The following is a 22,000-nucleotide window of genomic DNA, read 5'->3' on the forward strand; positions in this document are numbered from 1 at the left end:
GTCGCAATACCCTTGGTGAGATACATAATCCCACCTTGATTGGCGCTGCTGGGGTTCTGGGAAACGCGTCCAACTCGCGAGCGATGCCCATTAGCATCTCTTTAGTTTCCTGACTTAACTCGCAAGGCCACTCAATTTCCATTTATGCCGACTCCATTTCGCTATTTTTATATTTGGCTGTCGGATTATTAAAGCAGAAATTATCGTTGATTCAATAGGTAAGTTGATTAACCTTGGTTTGGGAGTGAATCAATAATTGATTGAACTCGTTGATGGCTTGCGGTTTGTTGAAATAGTAGCCCTGCAAAGTTTGGCAGCCCAGTTCAGAGAGGAACTTCGCTTCTTCTCTTGTCTCAACACCTTCCGCGACAATGTTTAACCCAATGCTGTGACTGAGATCGATGATACTTTTTAGAACGGCCAGATGCTTTGGACTGCTCGACATCTTGTTCACAAACGAGCGGTCAATTTTAAGTTCATTGAACGGGCTGTGAATCAGTTGGCTGAGTGAAGAGTGCCCAGTGCCAAAGTCATCAATTGAGATGGATACCCCGCGAATTCTTAAACGAGCTGTGTTGGCTATCGTGTTAGTGAGATCCGTTGTAATCTCTTCTTCCGTAATTTCAAGAGTCAGGTAGTTCGGTGAAAATTGAGCTTCATCTAATATCGTCAGCACGTGGTCGGCAAAATTGGGCTGAGCGATATCAGAGGGCAAGACATTGACCGACACCTTGATGCTTCGACCAGCTTTGTGCCATTTAGAGGCATGCCTAACCGATGAGCGAATCATGTTCAGAGCCAATGTGCCGCTTAAGTCCTGTTCAATCAATAGAGGAAGAAAGTGATTGGGTGTGAGCGAACCGTAAAGCGGATGCTCCCAACGGACCAAAGCTTCTGCGCCAACGATTTCACCAGACTGAGCATCAAAATGCGCTTGAAAGTGCGGCTGAAGCTGGTTGTTTAATAGGGCATGCTTCACGTCTTGGGCGTCTAGCTTAATGCCTTGACTAGAAGCCTGAATCCAGCTTGGTTTTTGATTCACGCTCAAGCTTTGCCATTCCTCTAGTTTCATTGCCAACGCCTCAACTGACATTGGCTTATGTAGGCAGAGACTTGTCCAATACCCACGGATTGAGCCATATCGACGACCGCGTTTTGAACATCTTCATTAGCGCTACTGGTGAGTATGATCATGGGCTGCTGAGAAGTCAGAGCGAGTTGATTCAAAAACTGTACCCCGTCCATGTTGGGCATATTGAGGTCGCAAAAGATGATTTCTGGTTGGAAAGCGTCGACCAAGTTAAGGCCTTGCTCTCCATCGCTAGCATGGTGGATGTTTGCCTGTGTTAGGTTCGACAGCATCTTAGTCAAGATTCGTGCATGAAATGCATCGTCTTCAATAATTAGGATCTGATTAGGTTGGGGCATTATGCATTTTCTCCCGAAACAGTCCGCTCTTCAGTCGCGTTTACCTCTTCCTTGTCTGGCATGTCTGAGTCGATATCTCTCGATTGAAGCTGCTTGAGAGAAGGGTGCAATATTCGTAGTACTCAATGGTGTCGGAAAGCTTTGAAGCACGTAACCGAGCTTTGCATTTCATTACCAGCTTGATGACATCTCCACGTCGCCAAAGAGTTGGCCAACAATGTGTCAGCACCTGCAAGGTGAGCATATGTATCTCAGCGTCAGCGAACTGGTCTAGAAGGGGGCGTGTGAGCAAAGTAATGGCACGGTCATATTGCTGATTTTGAATGAAGTGGTTAACGCGAGATTTAACCTCTCGCACTTGTATCCCCTTCCGTTCAAGGTCAACACGTACTTTTGCTAGGTAACACATCATTGCTCGATCGGTATCCGTCGCACTTTGAGAAAACTCCTCGTTTAACGAATAAACCGTATCTCGATAAAGGTCATCATCTTTAAGCAGATAGGCGACTTTGACCAGTTCTAGTTTAAGCACGGTCGGTAGTGAAAGCTCTTGATTCAATAGCTTCTCATCCAAAAATTCTTGAAACAATTTTTGAGCTTTGTCGGCATGACCTTGTAGGAGTGAAGCTCGTGCAAATAGCAGTAGCTCAAAAACTCGATAGTTGTTGCGTGGGTACTGATCGCGCCACAGGGACACCCATTGGTTAATAAGAACCACATCCATGTCGCGTTTTGAGGCATAGTGCTGCTGCGCAAGATCCAACTGGATACTAGCACCCAAGTACAATGGCTGTATTGAATTGCGAAAGGAGTGTTTACTTTGTTGTATCAACTTTTTTATCGCGGCAAGTGCTGGAGAAAAATCGTTATTTGCTAGCAAGTAAGCCACTTGTTTAGACAGACGCGTTATCGATTTTGGAGAGGCCTCAATCGCTTTGCCTAGTGCTTTGATGGCGAGTTGGTATTGATTCTGATCTGCGTAAATATCGGCGCGTGCTTCGTCGATTTGCGGTGAAAGAAGGGGATTATCTTCAAGTGTATCAAGTAAATAGAGCGCCTCAGGGTAGGCTTTTAGGCGCCGTTTTAGTTTTGCATGTTCTAAAGTCGCCACGTCTCTCTCCGGACTACTCTGCAAACTCATCAAGATGGACTGTGCGAGCTTGTGTTCATGAAGTTCTATAAGTGCTTTGGATTTGAGTAGCTGAGCGTAGGCAAGGATATCTTCATCTGAGCTTTTGATTCTATCTACTAGCATGATGGCGTCAGAATATCGTTGCTGACTAAGGGCAACCAGCACAGCAGCCAAGGCTTGCTTCTTTTTAGCAAACTGAGGGAGGCGTTGTTTCAAAGTAGAATAATTGACTGGCTTTAAGAGGTAGCCGTCGGGGTTTAACTCGATGAATCCTTTGACGACTTCCGGCGTTGCATCGCCTGTCACAATCACTGTGGTGCAATCTGGTGTAATCAATGAACGTGACAACAGTTCATCAATCAACTGATATCCATTTGCCTTTTTTCCAAGGTTGTAGTCGGCGAAAATTAAACCAAAGTTGTGAGTTCTGCACTGAGTAATCGCCTCTAACGCATCTTGAGCAAAGTGAATCCTACTTGTATCCCAACCTAACTTTTGCAGCATGCTTTTGGTGGCCGTTCGGTAGATCGCGCTGTCATCAACAATCAAAGCTGGTCGAGAAAAATCTAAGTTCGTAATTTGCATGCTATCACCCCACAGAAAATCCGGCGCATTATTTTCTATTTCATCAATAAAGTCTGTTCTCTAAAGAACAGGAGAAGAAATGAGTAATAAATATACTGTGCGCGATTTTGGTTTGGATACAGAGTTGGTGTGATGATTCGAGGTTTTTGGGCATTTGTTGCTGGTGTTTTGATTACGGGCGCTTTGTTGAATACTTTGGCGTTTGCGAACACTGATGAGTTGGGTGGTAAGACAAAGCTATTATTGTCGGTTTGCCAAAGGTCAGTGAGGAAGGCAGCCATTATCCCGACTCGTTGAGTTTGGTCCACTTGCAGGCCTACCTGAAGACCTACTGGCGTTATTGGGGCCAAGAATATGGCTATGATGTCCGTTTTGTCTCGGGTGATTATCAAGATTTAGTGTCGCAATTACAAAGTAAGCAAATAGACGCGATTGCTATTACGGCGGTAGAGAGCAGCAAGGCATCATTCGGACTCAGTATTCCTTTTGGTCTTGTCGATCTTGCGATTTTCGAGCGAGTTGGGGATCCGCTTCCAGGTTCACCTGTGGCGCTTGACCTTCCCCCACAGTTGTTACCGAGCCACTTCAATGATTTGCAGCAGGTTTTGATTCACAAGAACCATACACAACAAGTGGTGCAGCATCTCAAACAAGTGAATTACTTTGTGTCTTGGAATGTGACGGAAGCTGAACAGCGAGTGCGTTACCAAGGATTCAGTAGTCAGTTCATTCGCATCGCCAGTGAGAGCTCGATAGCGCTTCGAGTGATGACACGATCAACAGATAAGTCACTGCTGATAGACATCAATGATGGGATTAGACAAACACCCCAAGCCATCAGTGACAAAATCTGGCAACAAGTCACCAATAATCATCCATCTGCGATTACCCCAATGATTGGTCGTTACTACCAACATCTTTCGTTCGCCCAGCAGAGTTTGATTGCTCAATCACCGATCTGACTTACGCCTATGTAGTTCAAGGGGAGGAGCCGTATTTTATTGCCGGAGGCTTTGAAATGACGGGTTACACGATAGATGTGTTGAACGCCTTATCAAAGCGTCTAGGAGTGGCTTTTAAGGGCGTTCCTTATCGCTCATTTCAAGATGCGCTTCAGGCGGTGAAACAAGGCGAAGTCGACATCTTTCCCGGTGTCTATCGAACCAAAAGTCGCTCGGCCATTTTGGGATTCACAACTGACATTGATCGTTCTTCGGCAGCCATAATCAGCGAACGAGATTACTATGCGGTATCTGAGTTAGCTGGCCAAAAGCTTGTGTTGGTTCATGGCCAATATGAAAATGTTTTGATTGGTCGAATGCTACCTCGAAACCCAGTGATCTATGTGAACACGGCCAATGAAGCCATTCTTGCGGTTGCAACTGGTCGAGCCGACGCTTATATCGGTAAGCTTTTAAACAGCCTGTACTTAATCGAGATGAACAAGTTTTATGGGCTAAAAGTGCATGTAGCCAATGATATCGACGACCCTCTTTGGCCAAGGATTGCGACTGCCAAATCCCGTGTTGTTCATCGAGAGTTATTAAACCTAGGGTTACACACCTTGGGAGATGATTTCCAAAAGAAGCTGGCCTCTAAATGGGTAGCAGAAGTTGAGCTTGGTTACAGGACGAATCAGTCTGAGCTCTTCTTACAACGTACGTTAGTATTGGCAGGACTAGTTATTCTGATGGCTGGAGTCATTTACTTTATCTTCTATCGCCAAATACAAAAGCGAGAAAGAATCCAGCAATCTTTAGAGGTTGCGCTACAAGAGGCCAAAATCGCAAGAAGCGAAGCGCTTGCCCAAGCCAACGCAAAGACAAACTTCCTTGCCCGTATGAGCCATGAAATCAGAACGCCAATGAATGGAGTTCTGGGTATGTCAGAGGCCTTGTCGTTTACGCCTTTGAGCCCTCAGCAATCGGATCTTCTTGACAGTCTAAACAGCTCTGCTCGAAACCTCATGGCGTTGCTAAATGACGTATTGGACTTTTCCAAGATGGATGCGGGTAAGCTGACATTAGAGAGAATTCCAGCGGATCTTCGTGACTTAGTGAATGCGGTGATCGGTAACTTTCAGCACAGAGCCGAAGAGAAAGGCTCAGTATTGTCGTGCAGTTCGATGACCGAATTGCACCAAGTTATCTGTGTGATTCTACGCGGCTGATGCAGGTGCTAAACAATTTAGTATCGAATGCGGTGAAGTTTACCGAGCATGGTGAAATAGAAGTGTCCCTGTTTTTAGTGGATGTTGAAGCTGAACTTCGCTGTGAGAGCAAGTTGTGTGATCGAGTGCGTTTACAAGTTCGAGACACGGGAATTGGTATTGCAAGCGACAAGCTTGCTGGGTTGTTCGATCCGTTTGTTCAGGCCGATAGCGATATAACGCGCCGCTTCGGGGGCACAGGGTTAGGATTGAGTATTTGTAAAGAGATCGTCGAGGAGATGAAAGGCGAGATCAAAGCCAGCTCGATTGTAGGGAGAGGTAGCCTGTTTCAAGTCACGCTTCCTCTTTGTCGTAACGATTCGGCTAATGTGCCTCAGAGCCTACCCGAGGTTATTGCGAGCCAAGCGGACGTGGATTTGTCTCAACTTCGCATATTGCTTGCTGAGGACAACGAAGTGAATCAACAAGTGATTCTAGGCCAACTGACTCGGTTGGGGGTAAGCGTCGATGTCGCTCCGAACGGTTCCTTGGCTTACGTCATGTATAAAGAAAACGGCAACTACGACATCATTTTATCCGACTGTCACATGCCAGAAATGGACGGATTCACTTTGGCCAGTCTTATTTCAGGTGAGAGAAACAACATTCGTCCATATCTGATTGCGATTACCGCCGATGCGATGAGTGGCGCTGCAAAACGTTGTATTGATGCGGGGTTTGATGACTATCTATCTAAACCATGCCCAATTGAAACATTAGAAGCGAAACTGAAAGAGTCGATTCAAATCAGCGCTAAGGCGAGCTCTTCTAGCGCAAGCAGTGTTTCATTGGATGCGTTTATGAAGCAGCTCACTGAGCCAGCTTTGGGTGAGTTTGATCAAAACACTTCGAAGCTTGGTGGTGAGGATTCGTTGCCTTTACCTTCAAGCAAGCCATTTGATGTTAATGCTGTTTTGATGATGAGTGGTGGCGATTGGTCAATTGCCTCTGACATTCTCTCCACGTTTCGCGTTAATCATCGAGATGACATTGCTGAGTTTGAACGAATGTTTGAATCCAATGATTTTAATGGGTTGGCATCGGTTGCCCACAAAATTAAAGGGAGCAGTTTATATTTAGGCGCAGAGCATATAGCGCAAGTTGCCAAGCAAATAGAAGAGAACGCGGCCGCATTTTCCCATGAAGAGCTAGCGTTAAACGTTGAGTTTGTTACCGAGAGGTTGGTGGAGCTTGGTCAACAAATTGAGCATGAGTTAGAGATAAGACAGGAATTTGAACTTGATGGTGAATTGGAGAACGGTTCATGAATCGTTCTTTGTTTACTGTGCTCGATAGATGTGTTGCGGTGTTTCTTATCGTATCGGTTGTTACTGTTGGGCTTGCTTATCTTAAGAGCCATAAGATGGAGCGGACATTTTGGGAAAATCAGATTGCCAAGAACTATCAGTTCCCTGTGTCCCAAGTGGTGGCGACGGAGTTCGGCATGCTCAGAGAGCAGGTCGCACTTAAGGCAAACTTGCACGCGCTCTTTGATGCCATAGAAGACAATCAGTACTCTTCTTTGACTCGATTGTTTGCCAGTCGGAAACTCACTGATGAGAGCGTTGACATGGTGTACGTGCAAAACGCCAACGGAATCGGTATCTATAGTCACTCAACGGTTTATTCGGGCATTGCACTTAATGTCAGTGCGCTTCTTAGTGATCAAAAAGCAATGGATAAGGAGAGAGCGGCGCTTAAGGAACTCTCTCCAGATCATGGACTCCTATTCATAGATGGCCGCATCTACATGTACGCTTCTGCTCTGATTTCGAGAGGTGGCTATTCAACGGGGCTCATTACTTGGGTTAAAGAGGTTAATCGCGAACTGACGCAGAGAGTCAGTAAAATTCTAGGGCATCAACTTGCCTTTCACTTTACGAGTGCCGCTCAGCAGCGCCTTCGTGTAAGTTATCGAAATGACATTGAAATCGAGCTTGTGCAGCTGCAAGAAACAGAATTAGGGTTTGATATTGAGTATCAAGGGAGGCTGAAAGATGGCTCTGTTCAACCAGCTAATTTGGTGCTGTCGATTGAGCTCTCGGATAAGCCCAGTTCGATAGAGGCGAGTACTGGGTGGTTAATGGTATTTGTTGCCATGATCATTTGGGTGCTTTGGTTACAATTGAGACTATCACTGCTTTCACCGATTAAGCAGCTCCAAACTATGGTGAAAAGTGAAGGTGGCTTGCGGTTAGCGCAAGTACCAGACGATCCATTACCGAGTGATCCATTACCGAGCGAGCTGCTTGCCATCTATCAGCGGGTTTATGATCTTTACTCTAATGCCCGTCAGCAAAATGTGTTCAATCAGCAAGTGGTCAACGCGATTGGCGACGCAATCATCACTTTAAATGCTGCGAGCTGATAGAGTACGCGAATCCTGCTGCGATCGACTGGTTACAGTTGGAGCCTTACCAAGTTATAGGTCAACCGCTTGAGTTATTGATAACCACAAGAGATGACTCAAGTCTAGAAGTCAGTCGTTGGTTGTTCGAGACCAACGCGCAGAGAAAGCGAGTTCAGTTAACCACGCGATTGCAGGTGATTGGGCTTTCGGACCAGGTTTTCGATGTTGATGTAATATGTCAACCTGTCGACCTAAACGAACTAGCTGATACCCGATCTACCGCAGTGATTGTTATCAGGCATATTTGACTTCAAGGTAGCGGGAAAACGCAAGCTCCAGATACATGAACTTATAATTCAGCGAGAAACGAAAAAGCCACGCAGGGCGTGGCTTTTGTGTTGATCTGTAGGCGTTCGTTAATGGGTTACTCACCCGCGACGATGTGCCCTTTGTTTTTGATACTGGCAAATAGCATGTAGACGCAGGTCGCCATCAAGGTTAGGAACAAGTATTCCATCAATCCATGTTCGCCAGCCATGAACAAATCGGCGACCATTGGCCCAATTACCGATCCCACGCTGTAGCTAAATAGCATCACTTGTGTTGCTGAGACAATGTGGTTTGCCTCCAACTTGTCGCAACCTAAGTTAATTGCAATAGGGTATAGCGCGAATGTTGCCATTCCGATGACAAACAAACTCACTGCAAGCACACTCAGGCGAGCGTCAGATGCAGCTAATGCCAATGCGCCAACGCCCATTAGGCAGAACATCGCCATTAATAGTGTGCGACCAAAGAACTTCGATACCCAAGGCACCATAGGTTGCACTGCCATACCGCCCAAGATGATCAACGCCATGAGCGTGCCAATATCACTGGTCGGAATATGGCGCTGGCTCAGTTCCACAGGCATTAATCCGTAGATAGCGCCTAATGTCAGGCTGATACAACACAGCCAATAATCGCCGCATGGTTAAGCTTCATGATCTGCTTAAGAGACATGGCTTCAGTATGTTCTTGCGGAGGCTGTTCGCTGTCGCCAAACACAACAACCAGTACAGCCAAAATCAGCAAAGTACCGATGGCGATAAACGGCACGCTACCTTGAATGCCTAAAACGCCAATACCAAGTTGCCCCAGTGAGCTGCCGCCGTATAGCGCTCCCATGTACAGCCCAAGGCGCTTAGCGCGTCCTGACTCATCGCCGTGAAGCAGCCATGACTCAACGATGACAAAAATTCCAGCAACCGAAATACCTGCAATAAAACGTGCGGCAAGCCAGCCCATAGAGCTCGGAAGAAGCAGCATTGCCGCAATTGTGGAAATAAATGCCACTAAACAGTAGGTATACGCTTTGCGGTGACCAAACTTTGCAACGATTGGCTCAATCGCCAATGCACCGACCAAAAGCCCAGCATAGAACGCACTTGCTAGCCAACTCGCCAAGCTACTTTCTAATCCATACTCAGGCAGCATCAAAGGGATCAGGCTCATTAAGTAGCCAGATGCAACCGCATATAGAGTTAGCGCAACAACAGGCACATAAATGTGTGTTTTTGGCGTTGAAACAAGTGTGTTTTCCAATGTAGGAGCCTCCGAATCGAAACAGAAAACAGGAAAGTAAGCGAATGATTTCGGGGCGAATATAGGGAGTTGAAAGTGGTGGGTAAAACGAAAAATATTGGTCGTATCGACAAATAAAATTTATCGATAGGCATTAGCTTTCAAATGCCGAATAAAATGTAAAAAACCTGCCCAAAAGTTTACATATTCAGGCAGGTTCTTTATGAATTAACTGGTCAATCTTATTTAAGCAATGCTTGGTTTAACCATTGATTAAATTGCGATTTTGGCAGTGCACCGTTGATAACATCAACGCGCTTGCCACCTTTAAACACCATAACGGTTGGAATGCTGCGAATTTGATACTTTGCACCAAGCATTTGCTGAGCTTCAGTATCGATTTTTACAAAACGTGCGCGACCATTGAACTCTTCGGCTGTATCACTAAAAACAGGAGCAAATCCAACACATGGATTACACCAAGGGGCCCAAAAATCGATGACAACAGGAACATCGCTGTTCAGAAGCCCATCGATGTTCAGCTCCGTCCCTTCGATAGGTGCACCATCAAGCAGGGCTGTTTGGCACTTCCCACATTTTGGCGACTCTGATACACGATCTGTCGGCACGCGATTTAGCCCTTTGCATGAAGGGCAACGAGTTGTAATGGTAGACGCACTAGTAGACATAGCAATAAGGCTTCCTTGTGTTGAGCAATAGTTTGGAAAATCTTTGTTTTTATTAATGTGACAAGACAGTACAAGTCAAACTGCTTATACTGTTTAGGTATATTGAAACTCTACCGCACCTTATTTTAATGAACAATGCTTCATTAATCGGTAATAACTATTGTATTAATAGGTTGACTATGACGACGAACTACGCAGAAATCACAGGCTGGGGAAAATGCTTACCACCTGCGATCCTGTCAAACCAAGATTTGAGTACTTTCCTTGAAACTTCTGACGAATGGATAAGAACACGAACTGGAATCGAAAACAGACGTATTAGTCACGTAGAAACATCGGATATGGCCACCGTTGCTGCGCAGCACGCGATGGCATGTGCAGGGATTGAAGCGAATGACATTGATGTCGTTATTGTCGCAACGTGTTCTCCTGACTCACTGATTCCTAATACTGCCTCTAAGGTTTCTCAAAACCTTGGCATCAAAGCAGCGGCTGCCTTTGACTTAAATGCGGCATGTACTGGCTTCGTATACTCACTTGAAACCGCGACACGCTTAATTCAAGCGGGCAACTATCGCCACGCATTGGTCATTGGTGCTGAACATCTTTCCTTCTTCATTGACTGGACGAAGCGCGACACTGCAGTTCTATTTGGTGACGGCGCTGGTGCGGTTATTTTATCGAAAACCGAAGAGCAAGTTGGCCTACAGCAAGCGAAGCTAGGCTGCGATTCAGGTGGCCGTGATATCCTAGCCGTACCAAAGTTTGGTACCTGTATGGATCGTTTTGCTGCAGACAATGGTCACTGGGATTTCAACTTTGTTGGCAAAGAGATCTTCAAGCGTGCTGTTAAAGGTATGGGCGCGGCGGCAACCGAAGTATTGGCGCGTTCTCAGCTTACTACGGACAACATTGACGTGGTGATTCCTCACCAAGCTAATATCCGAATCATCCAAACTTTGTGCGATCTTTCTGGTATCGCGCAAGACAAAGCCTTTGTGAACATTCAGAACTATGGCAATACCTCGGCGGCAACGGTACCAATCGCACTGTGTGAAGCGCTAGAGCAAGGTAAAGTAAAACCGGGCGATAACCTGCTTCTGGCAGCGTTTGGTGCGGGTTTGACTTGGGGTGCTGGCCACATCAAATGGGGTGAGCGCGTTACGCCAATCTCGACGAGCGATGCCTCGCTACCAACGTGCGAAAAATCGGCGTTGGAACTGTTGGAAGCGGCTGTTGAACATTGTAAAAATCGCCCAGAGTAATACTCACTTAATGTAATCGAAAAACCACCGTGCGATGCGGTGGTTTTTTTTGGTATATTCGAAACATAACAACCAATACCTACGCTCATTCAAGGCTGAAATGAAATTTCTCCATACGTCAGACTGGCACCTAGGCCGTCAATTCCATAATGTTTCTTTGCTTGATGATCAACGCGCGGTGATCGAGCAAATTATCGAATACATCGAAAACAACCCGGTCGATGCGCTGGTGGTCGCCGGAGACATTTACGATCGCTCGGTTCCACCGACAGCGGCGATTACGCTTCTCAATGAAACGGTGACGAAAATCTGTGGTGAGCTAAACACACCGATGATTTTGATCTCGGGTAATCACGATGGCGCAGAGCGCTTGGGTTTTGGTGCCGAACAGATGAAACCATCTGGGCTGCATATTATTAGCCGATTTGAAGATATGTTGTCACCCATCATCTTAAAAGATAGTGATGGCCTTGAAGTCGCTTTCTATGGGATCCCATACAACGACCCTGAATTAGTTCGCCATTTCTACAAAGTGCCAGCGACGACGCACGATGACGCTCATAAACACTTAACGGCTTTAGTTCGCGACCATCATTCAGAAAAGGGTAGTTCGGAGCGTAAATCTGTTGTGGTTAGCCACTGCTTTATTGATGGTGCTATAGATTCTGAGTCGGAGCGGCCATTGTCGATCGGCGGCTCTGACCGAGTCAGCCATGAACATTTTAAAGACTTTGACTATGTTGCTCTGGGGCATCTTCATCAGCCTCAAAAAAAAGGTGAAGACTATATTCGATACTCTGGCTCGTTGATGAAGTACAGCTTTTCTGAGCAGCATCAGAAAAAAGGAATGACGCTAGTGGAAATCGATCAACAAGGTTTTCAATCAGCGACACACATTCCGTTAGAAGCGCCGCACCAGATGCGAATTGTTGAAGGGGAGTTAGAGGATATTATCGCGCAAGGTGCTACTGACCCTCGAAATCATGATTACTTGTTGGTTCGACTCATGGATAAGCATGCCATCCTAGACCCAATGGAGAAACTTCGTAAGGCTTATCCGAATGTTTTGCACCTAGAAAAGCCAGGCATGTTAATCGGTGAAGATCAGGAGATGGGTAAAGCCCGTTTGGCAAGAGGCGAAATCGACATGTTCAAAGATTTTTTCTTGGAAGCGAAGCAAGAGCCCTTAAGTGAAGCACAATCTGTTGCGATTGAAAGCATCATCAATGAACTGACCCTACAGCAGCGAAATCAATAAAGAGAGCCTAAATGCAGCCTATTAAGTTAACCATACAAGCGTTTGGCCCTTTTGCCGCGAAAGAGACCATCGATTTTTCTTTGCTCGGCCACGCGCCACTATTTCTAATCAACGGCCCAACGGGGTCAGGGAAAAGCTCAATACTCGACGCGATCTGCTTCGCTCTATATGGCGAGACAACGGGTAGCGAACGTACCGGTGATCAAATGCGCTGTGATTTTGCTGATGCGGGATTGGTGACCGAAGTTTGTCTCGACTTTTCGCTATCAGGCAAGACATACCGAATTGTTCGTAGTCCTGATCAGCAAGTGCCTAAAAAGCGCGGAGAGGGCACAACGAAAAAGGCTCACTCTGCGTCGCTCTATGAGATTGTCGAAGGGGAAGAACAGCTATTAGCGAACAAGCCAACGCCAGTTTCGAAAGCGATTCTTGATTTGATTGGTTTGGATGTAAAACAGTTCCGCCAAGTTATGGTTTTGCCGCAGGGCAAATTTAGGGAGCTCCTTACCGCCAACTCAAAAGAGCGCGAGCAGATCTTTGGTCAACTATTTCAGACCCATATTTATACCGCAATCGAGCGCAGCTTGTTTGATAAAGCGGCCGGTATTCGCAAAGCTAAAGAACAGTTTGATAACCAGATTAAAGGTGCGCTAGACGTCGTTGATGTTGCGACTGAAGAAGATCTCAATGCGCTTCAAGTTGATGTCTCAGCCGATCTTGCGATAAAGACAGAATCGCTTAACTTACGTCAAGAAGAGTTTGCTGCTTCGCAAAAGCGTCATAAGGATGCGAAAGAACTCGTCGATAAGCATGAGCAATTATCTAATCTCATCCAAGAACAAACGCTTCATCAAGAAAATGGACAAGAGATTGAGGCGTTAAAACGTCAGCGTAATCATGCCAACTTGGCTTTATCACTGGATGTGCCTTTTAATCGAAAAGAACAAGCACAGAGGGGATTGGAAGATATCAAGCCTCGGCTTAGTCAGGCGTTAAATGTTGAAAAAGACAAACAGCAGCATTCATTCAATGCCCAGAAAGCGCACGAAGAGGCAAAACAGAAACTCGACTTGTTGCCAGATTTGACCAAGCAGTTGTATGTGTTCCAAGACTATGAAAAGAAACTGCAAAGCCGAGCAGAAATTGAAAAACAGCTAGCGCTAGAGTTAGCTAATGAGAAACAGCTGAGTCTTAACGCAAACAACAAACAGCAAACAAGAGAGAAACTCGACAGCGACTTGATTGATTTAAGAAAACGTCTGGATGAGTCGAAAGAGCAACTTGCGGCACTTCCCGTTAAGCGCCAACAACTTGAGCTTTAGTTCGCCATACTGATTTGGTGAAGCAGAGAAATGAACTTCAACAAAGCTTTGAAAAGCAATCGGCACTGTTGAATAAGCTAAACGGTGAACTAACCCAAGCAAAAGAGATCTTCGAGCAATGCAAGAAGCAAGCAGATGAAACCGAATATCAATGGCATAGCACCCAAGCGGCTCAATTAGCAAAAACACTAGAGCTTGGCGCCGCTTGTCCGGTTTGTGGCAGTGAAGAACATCCGGCGCCTGCGCGTTTCAGTGGCAATGAAGTGACCAAAGAGCATGTTGAGCAAGCACGAGAAGTGCAAGTGAAAGCGCAAGCGGATTTCGACCATGTCTCAGGCCGCGTGCAGAAAGGGCAAATGGTGGTCGCGAAAACCGAGCAAAACCTTCTGAGCGTTGACGAGCAAATCAAGAGCCAACCGCAGTTAGAGTCGGATATAGAACGGTTAGAAGTTCAACATCAAAGCTTATCGAATGAGATTCAAGGGCTCGAACGTATTGATATCAATACGATGACGACCCAATTAGTTGGTCTTGAAACGCAACTTAAGCAAGTGGAATCTGAGCTGGTGATAATGCGTGATGCTGTCACGCAGAATCAAGTGGCCAAATCAAAATGGCAGACAGAACTCGATGCTCAAAATGAGGCGATACCCAATGAGTATCAACAGCTTGAAAAAGTTGTGGCCGCAATGCGTGATGTTGAGCAGCGCACGACTTCGATAACGGCTAACGAACAGGCCACGCAGCAAGCGGCTGAAAAAGCGGCAGTAACTTGGGCGGAGGCTAAGGCGTCTGTAGAGGCCCTTACAAATCAAGTTCGTGAATGTGAATTAGAACTCGAGAAATCGGAAAGTGAATGGCTACAGACAGTAACGGCGAGCGTGTTCGACAACGAGCAAGACTATATGCTGGCTAAGCGAACGTCGGAGCAAATCGTAGAACTAGAGAAAGCCATTTCGACCTTTGAGTCTAAAACTGAGCAATTAAAAGGGGCAATTGCGTCTTTAGAGCAATCTCTGGAAGGTCAAAGCGAGCTTCCTGATATGAACGTGCTAGAAGTCGAAATGTCCTCTGCACAAGACAAGCAAAAGGAAGCGCTGGCACTCTATACAGAATACAAATCAAAACTGGATCAAGTTGAGCAAGTCACTAAGAAGATACAGCTTCTCTATGCTGAGAACGAAAAGTTAGATAAAGAGTATCAAGTGATTGGAACATTGAGCGATATCGCCAATGGTAAAACTGGCTCTAAAGTCAGCCTGCACCGGTTTGTATTGGGAGTGCTGTTAGATGACGTGTTGATCCAAGCCTCTATGCGTCTAAGAACCATGAGCAAAGGTCGTTACGAGCTTAAGCGCAAAGAAGAAAGAGCGAAAGGCAATGTGGGTTCAGGCCTCGATTTAATGGTCGAGGATGGTTATACCGGAAAGTGGCGCGACGTAGCGACTCTGTCTGGTGGTGAATCCTTCATGCGGCGTTGGCACTAGCGCTTGGTTTGTCTGATGTGGTGCAGTCGTACAGCGGTGGCATTCGTTTGGATTCACTCTTTATTGATGAAGGGTTTGGCAGCTTGGATCCGGAGTCGCTTGATTTAGCGATTCAAACCTTGATCGATTTACAGCAGGGTGGGCGAACGATTGGGGTGATTTCTCACGTTTCTGAGCTGAAAGAGCAGATGTCACTTCGCATTGATATTGAGCCAAGTCGAGTCGGCAGTTCTATTGGCCTGACTACTAATTGAGTCAAAAATGCAACTTACTTATGTTAAGTAGGTTGCATAAATGGTGTGCTGTGTACGGCAAATAAAGCGGCATAGCATAAAATGGTGAGAGTAGTTGTTTTTACTTAACGGTGCAGTAGTTACATGGATGTAGCCAAGAAAATCTACCAGTATGCGCAACCCAACATGTCACTGATTGGTTGGATGGGCTTTTTAGGTTTTCCAATTTACTATTACGTATGGGTTGAATTGTTCCCACAGCCTTATGAGAACTTACCGTTGCGTCTATTTTGTTCGCTACTGTTTCTCGGTGTTGCTTTACGTGCGCATTTTCCTCGCGTGCTTGCGCCATTTCTTCCTCAATACTATTTGATGACAGTGGCCATAGGTTTGCCGCTGTTTTTCTCTTACATGATGTTCATGAACGATTGGTCGACCGTTTGGGCGTTATCGTTAATGGCTTCGTGCTTTTTACACATATTACTCGTTCACCAAACATGGGTGATTCTGCTTCAAGCTTTTCTCGCGATGTTGATTGCATTGATTGCCGCGTATGGCTTAGATATTGATGCGATGCTAGAAGATGCCGTCTGGGCTTATGTTCCCACTTTCATTTTTACTTACGTGTTTGGCAATATCTGTTATTTCCGAAATCAGGTAGAACACGAGACGAAAGTGTCGATAGCAAAAGCGTTTGGCGCGAGTATTGCTCATGAAATGCGAAACCCCTTAGCTGCACTGCGCTCAATCAATGATGTACTACTCTCTATTCTTCCGTCTGGAAAACTTGGCGACAGTGAACGTTATGAACTAAGTAGGCAAGAAATCGAGATCGCTCGAGAGGTATTGTCCGATGCAGACAATGTGATTAGGACAGGTAACGATACCATTGATTTATTGCTCACCTCGATTGATAAAAATCGTATATCTAACACCACCTTCAAGCAGTATTCGATTCAAAGTGTGGTTGAACATGCGATTGAAACCTTCGCCTACAAGAAAGCCTCCGATAGACGGTTAGTTAAGTTGAATGTTAAGAAAGATACGCACTTCTTTGGCAGTGATACGCTGCTCAAGTATCTGATTTTTAACTTGATGAAAAACGCCTTTTATTACCGTCGTAGTGGTGATTTTTACATCGAAATCACGGTCGATGTCGATGAGTTTGGCGGAAAGGTGTTAGTGAAAGATAATGGTGCTGGTATGAGCCAAGAGACCATTAATCATGTTTTTGAAGACTTTTATACCTTCGGTAAAAGTGGCAGCTTTGGTTTGGGGTTGCCTTTCTGTAAACGTGTGATGACGGCGCTATTCGGAGACATAACGTGTGAGTCAGAACTTGACGCTTGGACTGAGTTTAAATTGAGCTTTCCTGCTTATGATTCAGAAGAAGTCTCGACTTTAAAAAGTGAGCTCATTCAGTCGAAATCAATTTTGTACATTGGTAACAAGGGTAAAGCCTTTACGCATTTATCGGAGTTGTCTTTCTATCAGAATTTTAAATGTGATCACCTGATGCTCGACATTGCCTGTGATAAGCAGGAATATGAGTTTGAGTACGACCTTATTGTTCTTGATCTTGATGCGCAACGAATCGCGCCAGATCTGTTTCACTTGTTAGAGGCTAAGTTACAGTTTACTGAAGGCCGTATTGCCTGTATCTATGATGAGCGCTATGAGTACGTTAACCAAATAGATAAACATTTGCAGTTTACGCCCATTGAAAAAAGGCAACTGATTGAACAACCACGCGAAGTGATTGAACAGCTACTGTTTGAGTGGCCGTCAATGGATCGTTCTCAGCTCCCGACTAAAAGTTTTGATATGGAGAAAACCATAATCGTAGCCGACGATAATGATTCGCTTCGGAGTTACACATCAATACTGCTTGAGCAGCAAGGGTTTACCGTGGTGCAAGCGCATGACGGTGCCGAAGTACTCGATGTGTTAAAAGCTAGGCCAATCGATTTGGTGCTGATGGATATCGAAATGCCAGTATTGGATGGAATTCAAACGACTCGGAAGATACGTTCCTCAAAGACTATTTATTCCGATATGCCGATTATTGCCCATACAGGTGACAGCTCTGAAGTGAATACCAAAAAGTTAGAAGAGGCGGGTATGAATGCTTTAGTGGTCAAACCCGCTGATACGAAAGTGCTACTGAATACAATTGCTGACTGGGTCTAAATAAAGCTCAGCTCAGATTGGTCAAATGCTTCTCTGCATACTTCGATAACATGATCGAGCTGAGATTGCTGTAACTTAGCGTGCAGTGAGAATCGAATGATGTTCTTATTGGCCGGAGCTGCTGGCCGACAGAAAATGGCACCAAACACACCACGCTCCTCCAAAAAATCGCGTACTTTCTCTGTATTCGCCTCATCGCCTGTTTCTAGTGCAATGATTTGAGATTCACTACGGATGGTAAAACCGATTCGCTTTAGCTCTATGGTGAGGTATTTCGCCATATCTTGCAGGTGTCTACGTTCCTTATCACTGCGCTTAATTACCTCGAGTGTTTTGGAGAGTCGATCCAACTCATGGGGTAACATCGCCGAGCTGAAAATAGCTGGGTACGCAATGAATGGCAGGACGTCATTCGTGCGATTGTTACACCATATCGCGCCTGCTCGATAGGCGAAGGTTTTTGCTAGGCTAGCAGTAATATAATCGACGCGTTTTGACAAGCCTAATGCATGAACTAAACCTTCACCGTGCTTGCCGTGCGTTCCGAGTGAGTGAGATTCATCCACTAACACTGCGCAGCCATTCTCTTTTGCTACGTCAACAATCTCTTTCAGCGGTGCGACGGTACCTATCGTACTGTACACGGAATCGACGGCGATAATGCCGGGCCCGTGTTGGCGAATCATACGTTTTAGGTGGCGAACATTGTTGTGCATAAAGGGGATAGGTTGTGCACCAACAATTCGGGCACCTTCCCATAGTGACATGTGAGCCAAAAAGTCGATGTAAACAGGCGTATTGGGGTTGCAAATAGCCTGCAGCAAACAGGTATTGGCTGACCAGCCTGATTGAACCACCAAACATGAATCGAAGTGAAGGTAGTTAGCAAGGGCAAGTTCTAATGGGGTTTGGAGTCATTGTCTTGGAGAAAAACACCGGACATCACCGGCGAGTATGCGTTTTCGTCCAATGAGCGAATGTGTTCTTGAATAATCTCTGGCTCGTTTGAGAGGGAAAGATAGTCATTGCTTTGCAGAAAAATATCCCCATCGACAGGCCTTTTTCCTAAAACGAGGTGCTTGCCGTTTTGCGTACTTTCTAAGATGTCACTAGTAATGACATTAAGCCGGTCTTGAATAAAATCGGGTAACTTAGGGTAATGGTTAAACGTGTTCATATTCTAATCCTTGTAATGTTGCATATCTAGCCAGCTGACAAGAACTATATGAACAGAAAGTCATAATTAGTCGAATGGAAATATTTAATTATTTGCGTTATTAAACAAACAAAAATATATTTACTTTAAATAACAATAATATTAATTACCTTTAAGGGGTTGCAACCTGTTTCATATTTGTTAATTTGTAAGTCATTTCATGTGAACAGAAATTATTTTGCGACGGAGGGTAAGAACTTATTTAATTCCGGCCAATACATTCTCACATAACCTATTGAAACCCAAAGAACTAATAGGGTGGCAACGGTTAGTTCAAATAAACCAAAGCTATGGAGCCAGTACCAGTCTGGGTGGTGCTGCTCAAAGAAGTCAGTCAGTCGAAACATTGCGATCGAGCTAATTACTGAAGGAAAGGTAATAGCCGCAATAGATGGCTGAAACCTAAGACGCATTAATCTGAAGTAGCAAAGATAGATTAATAACGTCATAGTGATCGCAATTCCGGCAAGCATGCCCGTAAGGATAGGATCCGGCTCGTTAAAATTAACAAGATAAGTGGCAAGGGTTAAATTTATGGGTGCGGCCATAATAGCCAAAGTTGGCCGAGCTCTTCTTGGTAATCTTCCTTCAAATACCAGCCGATACAATACAACGGGTAACATGAAAAAATAGATAGTAATACAAACGGTTACCAATGTTTCTGAAAAGACGGTTAGACCAAACTGCGAACCCGCTAAAGAGCTACTGATTAATCCCACCGGATATAAAAACCAGCTAGGCACAATATTAGAGACTCTAAACTTCATTGCCTGAAAGCTAAAAAATAGCACCATCATTGTAAAATGTAGCAGCAGGGCTGCGAACCATATTGGATACGCGAGCAAAGCTGAGATTCCCGCTAAATAGTCGCACAGCACCAATAGTGCCATGCTCATTGGAGCCATCAAGCTTCCACTAAGCGGGTGTTTAATGTCTTGGATAAAAGTGCGGTAACTCGTCAAGTACTTCAAAAGAACAGGAAACAGGAGTATAGCCCCCAGCCCTGCGAGAAAGGGTCTGATTGGTTCGCCAATAGAAGGCACGTAGAGCGCCCACGCTTGTCCTAGAGAAATGGTTCCCAACGCTAACGCGGCTTGAGAGGGGGAACATTTTGAAAGCGAGTCAGTCTTCTCCAGTTCAATGATTAGCTCCAGTTAATCTGCTAGGGATTTAGAAATGCCATTACAACGAATGGGGAAGAATAATAGCAACAATGCCGACTGGAATACAGGGTTCTAAGCTGCTGATAATGTTCTTATTTGAAACCTTAGTTCTTATTCATTACCTAAGATTAGCGCTTGAACTAGTATTTTGTAGGGTGTTGAGATTGATCACAAGATGGAACGAAACTGTCATTTAAACGTCATCAATCTTGTATTTTTCAGATTCTGGACCATAGTTAATGTGTAAGGCAATCTGAACCGACTCGCAGGGAGGAAAATGAATCGCCTTACCTACAATTTGGATGGATTCAATTCTCAAATATTATAGTTCCTCGTAAATGATCAGGTCGAAACTAGGCCGTATGATTCGCAAACTCACGATTGAGACACGAGGGAAAGGCGTACTTTAGGGTACGCCTTTCGTTATTTCTAGCGTTATAAACAGCTATCTAACTTTCTTCACCTGAAGAGATCGGTAAGATCTCGCTCCCTTGTGCCCTTTTTCCTTGTTAGCCGTTATAATCAGCGCCAACAAAGGAGAGAACAGATGGCACGTAAAGTTCCAACCAATATTATTACCGGCTTTCTTGGCGTAGGTAAAACCACAACGATTCTTAACCTACTCAAAAACAAACCGGAAAGTGAGCAGTGGGCTGTGCTGGTGAATGAGTTTGGTGAGATCGGTATTGATGGTGCAATGATGACCGATCAAGGCGCTATGATTAAAGAAGTACCGGGCGGCTGTATCTGCTGCACGGCCGGAGTTCCAACGAGTGTTGCGATCACCGCATTGCTTAGAGAAAACCCTGATAGGTTGATCATCGAGCCAACAGGTCTTGGTCATCCGAAGCAAATCATGGCGACACTCTCATCAGCCCAATTTAGCCCCTACATTGAGATGCGCTCTACGTTGACTCTTACCGATGCGCGCTATTTTGAAGACGAGAAGTATCTGTCCAATCAAAACTTCAAACAGCAGTTGGAAGTGGCTGACGTCGTCGTCGCCAACAAGAATGAACTTGCCTCTAAATCACACAATGATGGAATGGCAATCTGGCTACAAGAGCAAGGCATTGAAGCTGATATCGTGGCGACCTCTCATGGTAACCTTGAGCTTTCTCTACTGGATATGTTCATCAAACCAAGCGAAGACATGGATATTGAAGAGCATCACCACCATCACGCAGCGTTAGAGCCACAGTTTCAGTTGCCACCAAATCAAACGCACATTCGCAAAGAGAACAAAGGCCAAGGCTACTTTAGCTGCGGTTGGTTGTTTGGGGCGGAGATCGTGTTTGACTTTGACGAGCTGTTTTCAATGCTCAATGCTTTAACCGCAGAGCGAGTAAAAGGCGTGATGAACACCGATAAAGGTTGTTATGCCTTTAATGTGAGTAATGGCGTGGTGTCGGTGAATGAACTGACCCTATCCGGCTTCGAATCACGCTTGGAGGTGATTGATTCACAATTAATGCCTTGGGACCAGCTAGAAGGTGTTCTACTCGGCCTCATCCGTTAGTTCGAGTCAATTTCGTAGTCAGATACAAGCTATAAGGGAGTCTGGATTGGCTCCCTTTATCTGTATTGGCTAGTGATCGTCACCGGAATAAATCCACATGGGCTCTGTTTTACCGGCTCTCTCAAATCCCATCGCTTTGTAAAAGTCTACTGCCTCACCATCTGCAGTTAACATTTGCTGGTGAAAATTGCCGTACTTGCTGAGCATTATATCCATCATCTTTCTCCCGATACCCAAGCCATGAAATTCTGGGTGTACCAACATGTGAGGGTAGTAAACGACTAGATGGCCGTCAGAGATAGCGTTGCCTATACCGACTAGTTGACCACTGACACGGGCTAAAACTAATGTGTCAGAATTTAAGAGTGCAGGAATTAACTTTTCTGGTACA

At 45.2% G+C, this 22,000-nt stretch carries 13 protein-coding genes and 5 pseudogenes; 10 read left to right on the plus strand and 8 right to left on the minus strand.

Annotation, left to right across the window (positions count from 1 at the left end; all coding sequences use genetic code 11):
- Positions 1–211: 211 nt before the first annotated feature.
- Genes UA76_RS16230 through UA76_RS16240 form a run of 3 tightly spaced genes read right to left on the minus strand, consistent with a single transcriptional unit; the run spans position 212 to position 3,145 of the window.
- Positions 212–1,072, minus strand: a complete 861-nt coding sequence (locus UA76_RS16230; protein ID WP_047048282.1) for an EAL domain-containing protein — start codon at positions 1,070–1,072, stop codon at positions 212–214.
- On the minus strand, positions 1,069–1,428 hold the full coding sequence (locus tag UA76_RS16235) for a response regulator (protein ID WP_047048284.1): 360 nt from the start codon (positions 1,426–1,428) through the stop codon (positions 1,069–1,071). The genes UA76_RS16230 and UA76_RS16235 overlap by 4 nt, the downstream gene beginning before the upstream one ends.
- Before the next feature lie 40 nt (positions 1,429–1,468).
- On the minus strand, positions 1,469–3,145 hold the full coding sequence (locus tag UA76_RS16240; RefSeq protein ID WP_047048287.1) for a response regulator: 1,677 nt from the start codon (positions 3,143–3,145) through the stop codon (positions 1,469–1,471).
- Positions 3,146–3,396: 251 nt separating this feature from the next.
- Here UA76_RS16240 and UA76_RS16250 point away from each other — a divergent pair, with 251 nt between their 5' ends.
- From UA76_RS16250 to UA76_RS16265, 4 genes are read left to right on the plus strand one after another with little or no spacing between them, the layout of a single operon-like run.
- Positions 3,397–4,107 carry a type 2 periplasmic-binding domain-containing protein gene (locus tag UA76_RS16250; RefSeq protein ID WP_157617656.1) on the plus strand — a complete coding sequence of 237 codons (711 nt, stop codon included), beginning with the start codon at positions 3,397–3,399 and terminating at the stop codon, positions 4,105–4,107.
- A 56-nt stretch (positions 4,108–4,163) separates the two neighbouring features.
- Complete coding sequence (locus UA76_RS16255) at positions 4,164–5,315, plus strand: histidine kinase dimerization/phospho-acceptor domain-containing protein (RefSeq protein WP_047048295.1); 1,152 nt, start codon at positions 4,164–4,166, stop codon at positions 5,313–5,315.
- Positions 5,261–6,622 carry an ATP-binding protein gene (locus UA76_RS16260; protein WP_157617657.1) on the plus strand — a complete coding sequence of 454 codons (1,362 nt, stop codon included), beginning with the start codon at positions 5,261–5,263 and terminating at the stop codon, positions 6,620–6,622. Before UA76_RS16255 ends, UA76_RS16260 begins: the two co-directional genes overlap by 55 nt.
- Complete coding sequence (locus UA76_RS16265; protein ID WP_047048300.1) at positions 6,619–7,722, plus strand: CHASE4 domain-containing protein; 1,104 nt, start codon at positions 6,619–6,621, stop codon at positions 7,720–7,722. The genes UA76_RS16260 and UA76_RS16265 overlap by 4 nt, the downstream gene beginning before the upstream one ends.
- 406 nt (positions 7,723–8,128) lie before the next feature.
- On the opposite strand, the pseudogene UA76_RS16275 reads toward UA76_RS16265, so the two are convergent.
- Together UA76_RS16275 and trxC are read right to left on the minus strand one after the other, a co-directional pair.
- Positions 8,129–9,288, minus strand: a pseudogene (locus UA76_RS16275) (MFS transporter).
- Positions 9,289–9,509: 221 nt separating this feature from the next.
- The gene (gene trxC / locus UA76_RS16280; RefSeq protein WP_047048306.1) at positions 9,510–9,956 is read right to left on the minus strand and encodes a thioredoxin TrxC; all 447 of its coding nucleotides are present in this window, start codon (positions 9,954–9,956) and stop codon (positions 9,510–9,512) included.
- Between the two features lie 179 nt (positions 9,957–10,135).
- Between trxC and UA76_RS16285 the strand changes: the two genes are divergently transcribed.
- From UA76_RS16285 to UA76_RS16300, 5 genes and pseudogenes are all read left to right on the plus strand, one after another.
- The gene (locus UA76_RS16285; protein WP_047048309.1) at positions 10,136–11,221 is read left to right on the plus strand and encodes a ketoacyl-ACP synthase III; all 1,086 of its coding nucleotides are present in this window, start codon (positions 10,136–10,138) and stop codon (positions 11,219–11,221) included.
- 100 nt (positions 11,222–11,321) lie between these two features.
- The gene (locus tag UA76_RS16290) at positions 11,322–12,479 is read left to right on the plus strand and encodes an exonuclease SbcCD subunit D (RefSeq protein WP_047048312.1); all 1,158 of its coding nucleotides are present in this window, start codon (positions 11,322–11,324) and stop codon (positions 12,477–12,479) included.
- An 11-nt stretch (positions 12,480–12,490) separates the two neighbouring features.
- A pseudogene (locus UA76_RS25790) lies at positions 12,491–13,198 on the plus strand (AAA family ATPase); the annotation flags it as partial.
- A gap of 1,778 nt (positions 13,199–14,976) precedes the next feature.
- Positions 14,977–15,542, plus strand: a pseudogene (locus tag UA76_RS25720) (SbcC/MukB-like Walker B domain-containing protein); the annotation flags it as partial.
- A 123-nt stretch (positions 15,543–15,665) separates the two neighbouring features.
- Positions 15,666–17,711, plus strand: a complete 2,046-nt coding sequence (locus UA76_RS16300) for a hybrid sensor histidine kinase/response regulator (protein ID WP_047048314.1) — start codon at positions 15,666–15,668, stop codon at positions 17,709–17,711.
- Here the strand turns inward: UA76_RS16300 and cqsA are convergent.
- Together cqsA and UA76_RS16310 are read right to left on the minus strand one after the other, a co-directional pair.
- Positions 17,708–18,888 (minus strand): annotated as a pseudogene (gene cqsA / locus UA76_RS16305) (alpha-hydroxyketone-type quorum-sensing autoinducer synthase). The gene UA76_RS16300 and the pseudogene cqsA sit on opposite strands and share 4 nt — an antisense overlap.
- A gap of 212 nt (positions 18,889–19,100) precedes the next feature.
- A pseudogene (locus UA76_RS16310) lies at positions 19,101–20,068 on the minus strand (TDT family transporter).
- A 569-nt stretch (positions 20,069–20,637) separates the two neighbouring features.
- Here UA76_RS16310 and UA76_RS16315 point away from each other — a divergent pair.
- Positions 20,638–21,609: a CobW family GTP-binding protein gene (locus tag UA76_RS16315; RefSeq protein WP_047048319.1), complete on the plus strand. Its 972-nt coding sequence runs from the start codon at positions 20,638–20,640 to the stop codon at positions 21,607–21,609.
- Between the two features lie 69 nt (positions 21,610–21,678).
- On the opposite strand, the gene UA76_RS16320 is transcribed toward UA76_RS16315, so the two are convergent.
- A partial coding sequence (locus UA76_RS16320) for a GNAT family N-acetyltransferase (protein ID WP_047048322.1) occupies positions 21,679–22,000 on the minus strand: 322 nt, incomplete at its 5' end.

The sequence above is a fragment of the Vibrio mexicanus genome, assembly GCF_001012815.1.
GTDB lineage: Bacteria > Pseudomonadota > Gammaproteobacteria > Enterobacterales > Vibrionaceae > Vibrio > Vibrio mexicanus.

What these genes read in the sequence shown, in the direction of transcription:
- UA76_RS16230 (WP_047048282.1), bottom strand. Translation starts at nt 1,072, where the DNA reads ATGAAACTAGAGGAATGGCAAAGCTTGAGCGTGAATCAAAAACCAAGC.
- UA76_RS16235 (WP_047048284.1), bottom strand. Translation starts at nt 1,428, where the DNA reads ATGCCCCAACCTAATCAGATCCTAATTATTGAAGACGATGCATTTCAT.
- UA76_RS16240 (WP_047048287.1), bottom strand. Translation starts at nt 3,145, where the DNA reads ATGCAAATTACGAACTTAGATTTTTCTCGACCAGCTTTGATTGTTGAT.
- UA76_RS16255 (WP_047048295.1), top strand. Translation starts at nt 4,164, where the DNA reads ATGACGGGTTACACGATAGATGTGTTGAACGCCTTATCAAAGCGTCTA.
- UA76_RS16265 (WP_047048300.1), top strand. Translation starts at nt 6,619, where the DNA reads ATGAATCGTTCTTTGTTTACTGTGCTCGATAGATGTGTTGCGGTGTTT.
- trxC (WP_047048306.1), bottom strand. Translation starts at nt 9,956, where the DNA reads ATGTCTACTAGTGCGTCTACCATTACAACTCGTTGCCCTTCATGCAAA.
- UA76_RS16285 (WP_047048309.1), top strand. Translation starts at nt 10,136, where the DNA reads ATGACGACGAACTACGCAGAAATCACAGGCTGGGGAAAATGCTTACCA.
- UA76_RS16290 (WP_047048312.1), top strand. Translation starts at nt 11,322, where the DNA reads ATGAAATTTCTCCATACGTCAGACTGGCACCTAGGCCGTCAATTCCAT.
- UA76_RS16300 (WP_047048314.1), top strand. Translation starts at nt 15,666, where the DNA reads ATGGATGTAGCCAAGAAAATCTACCAGTATGCGCAACCCAACATGTCA.
- UA76_RS16315 (WP_047048319.1), top strand. Translation starts at nt 20,638, where the DNA reads ATGGCACGTAAAGTTCCAACCAATATTATTACCGGCTTTCTTGGCGTA.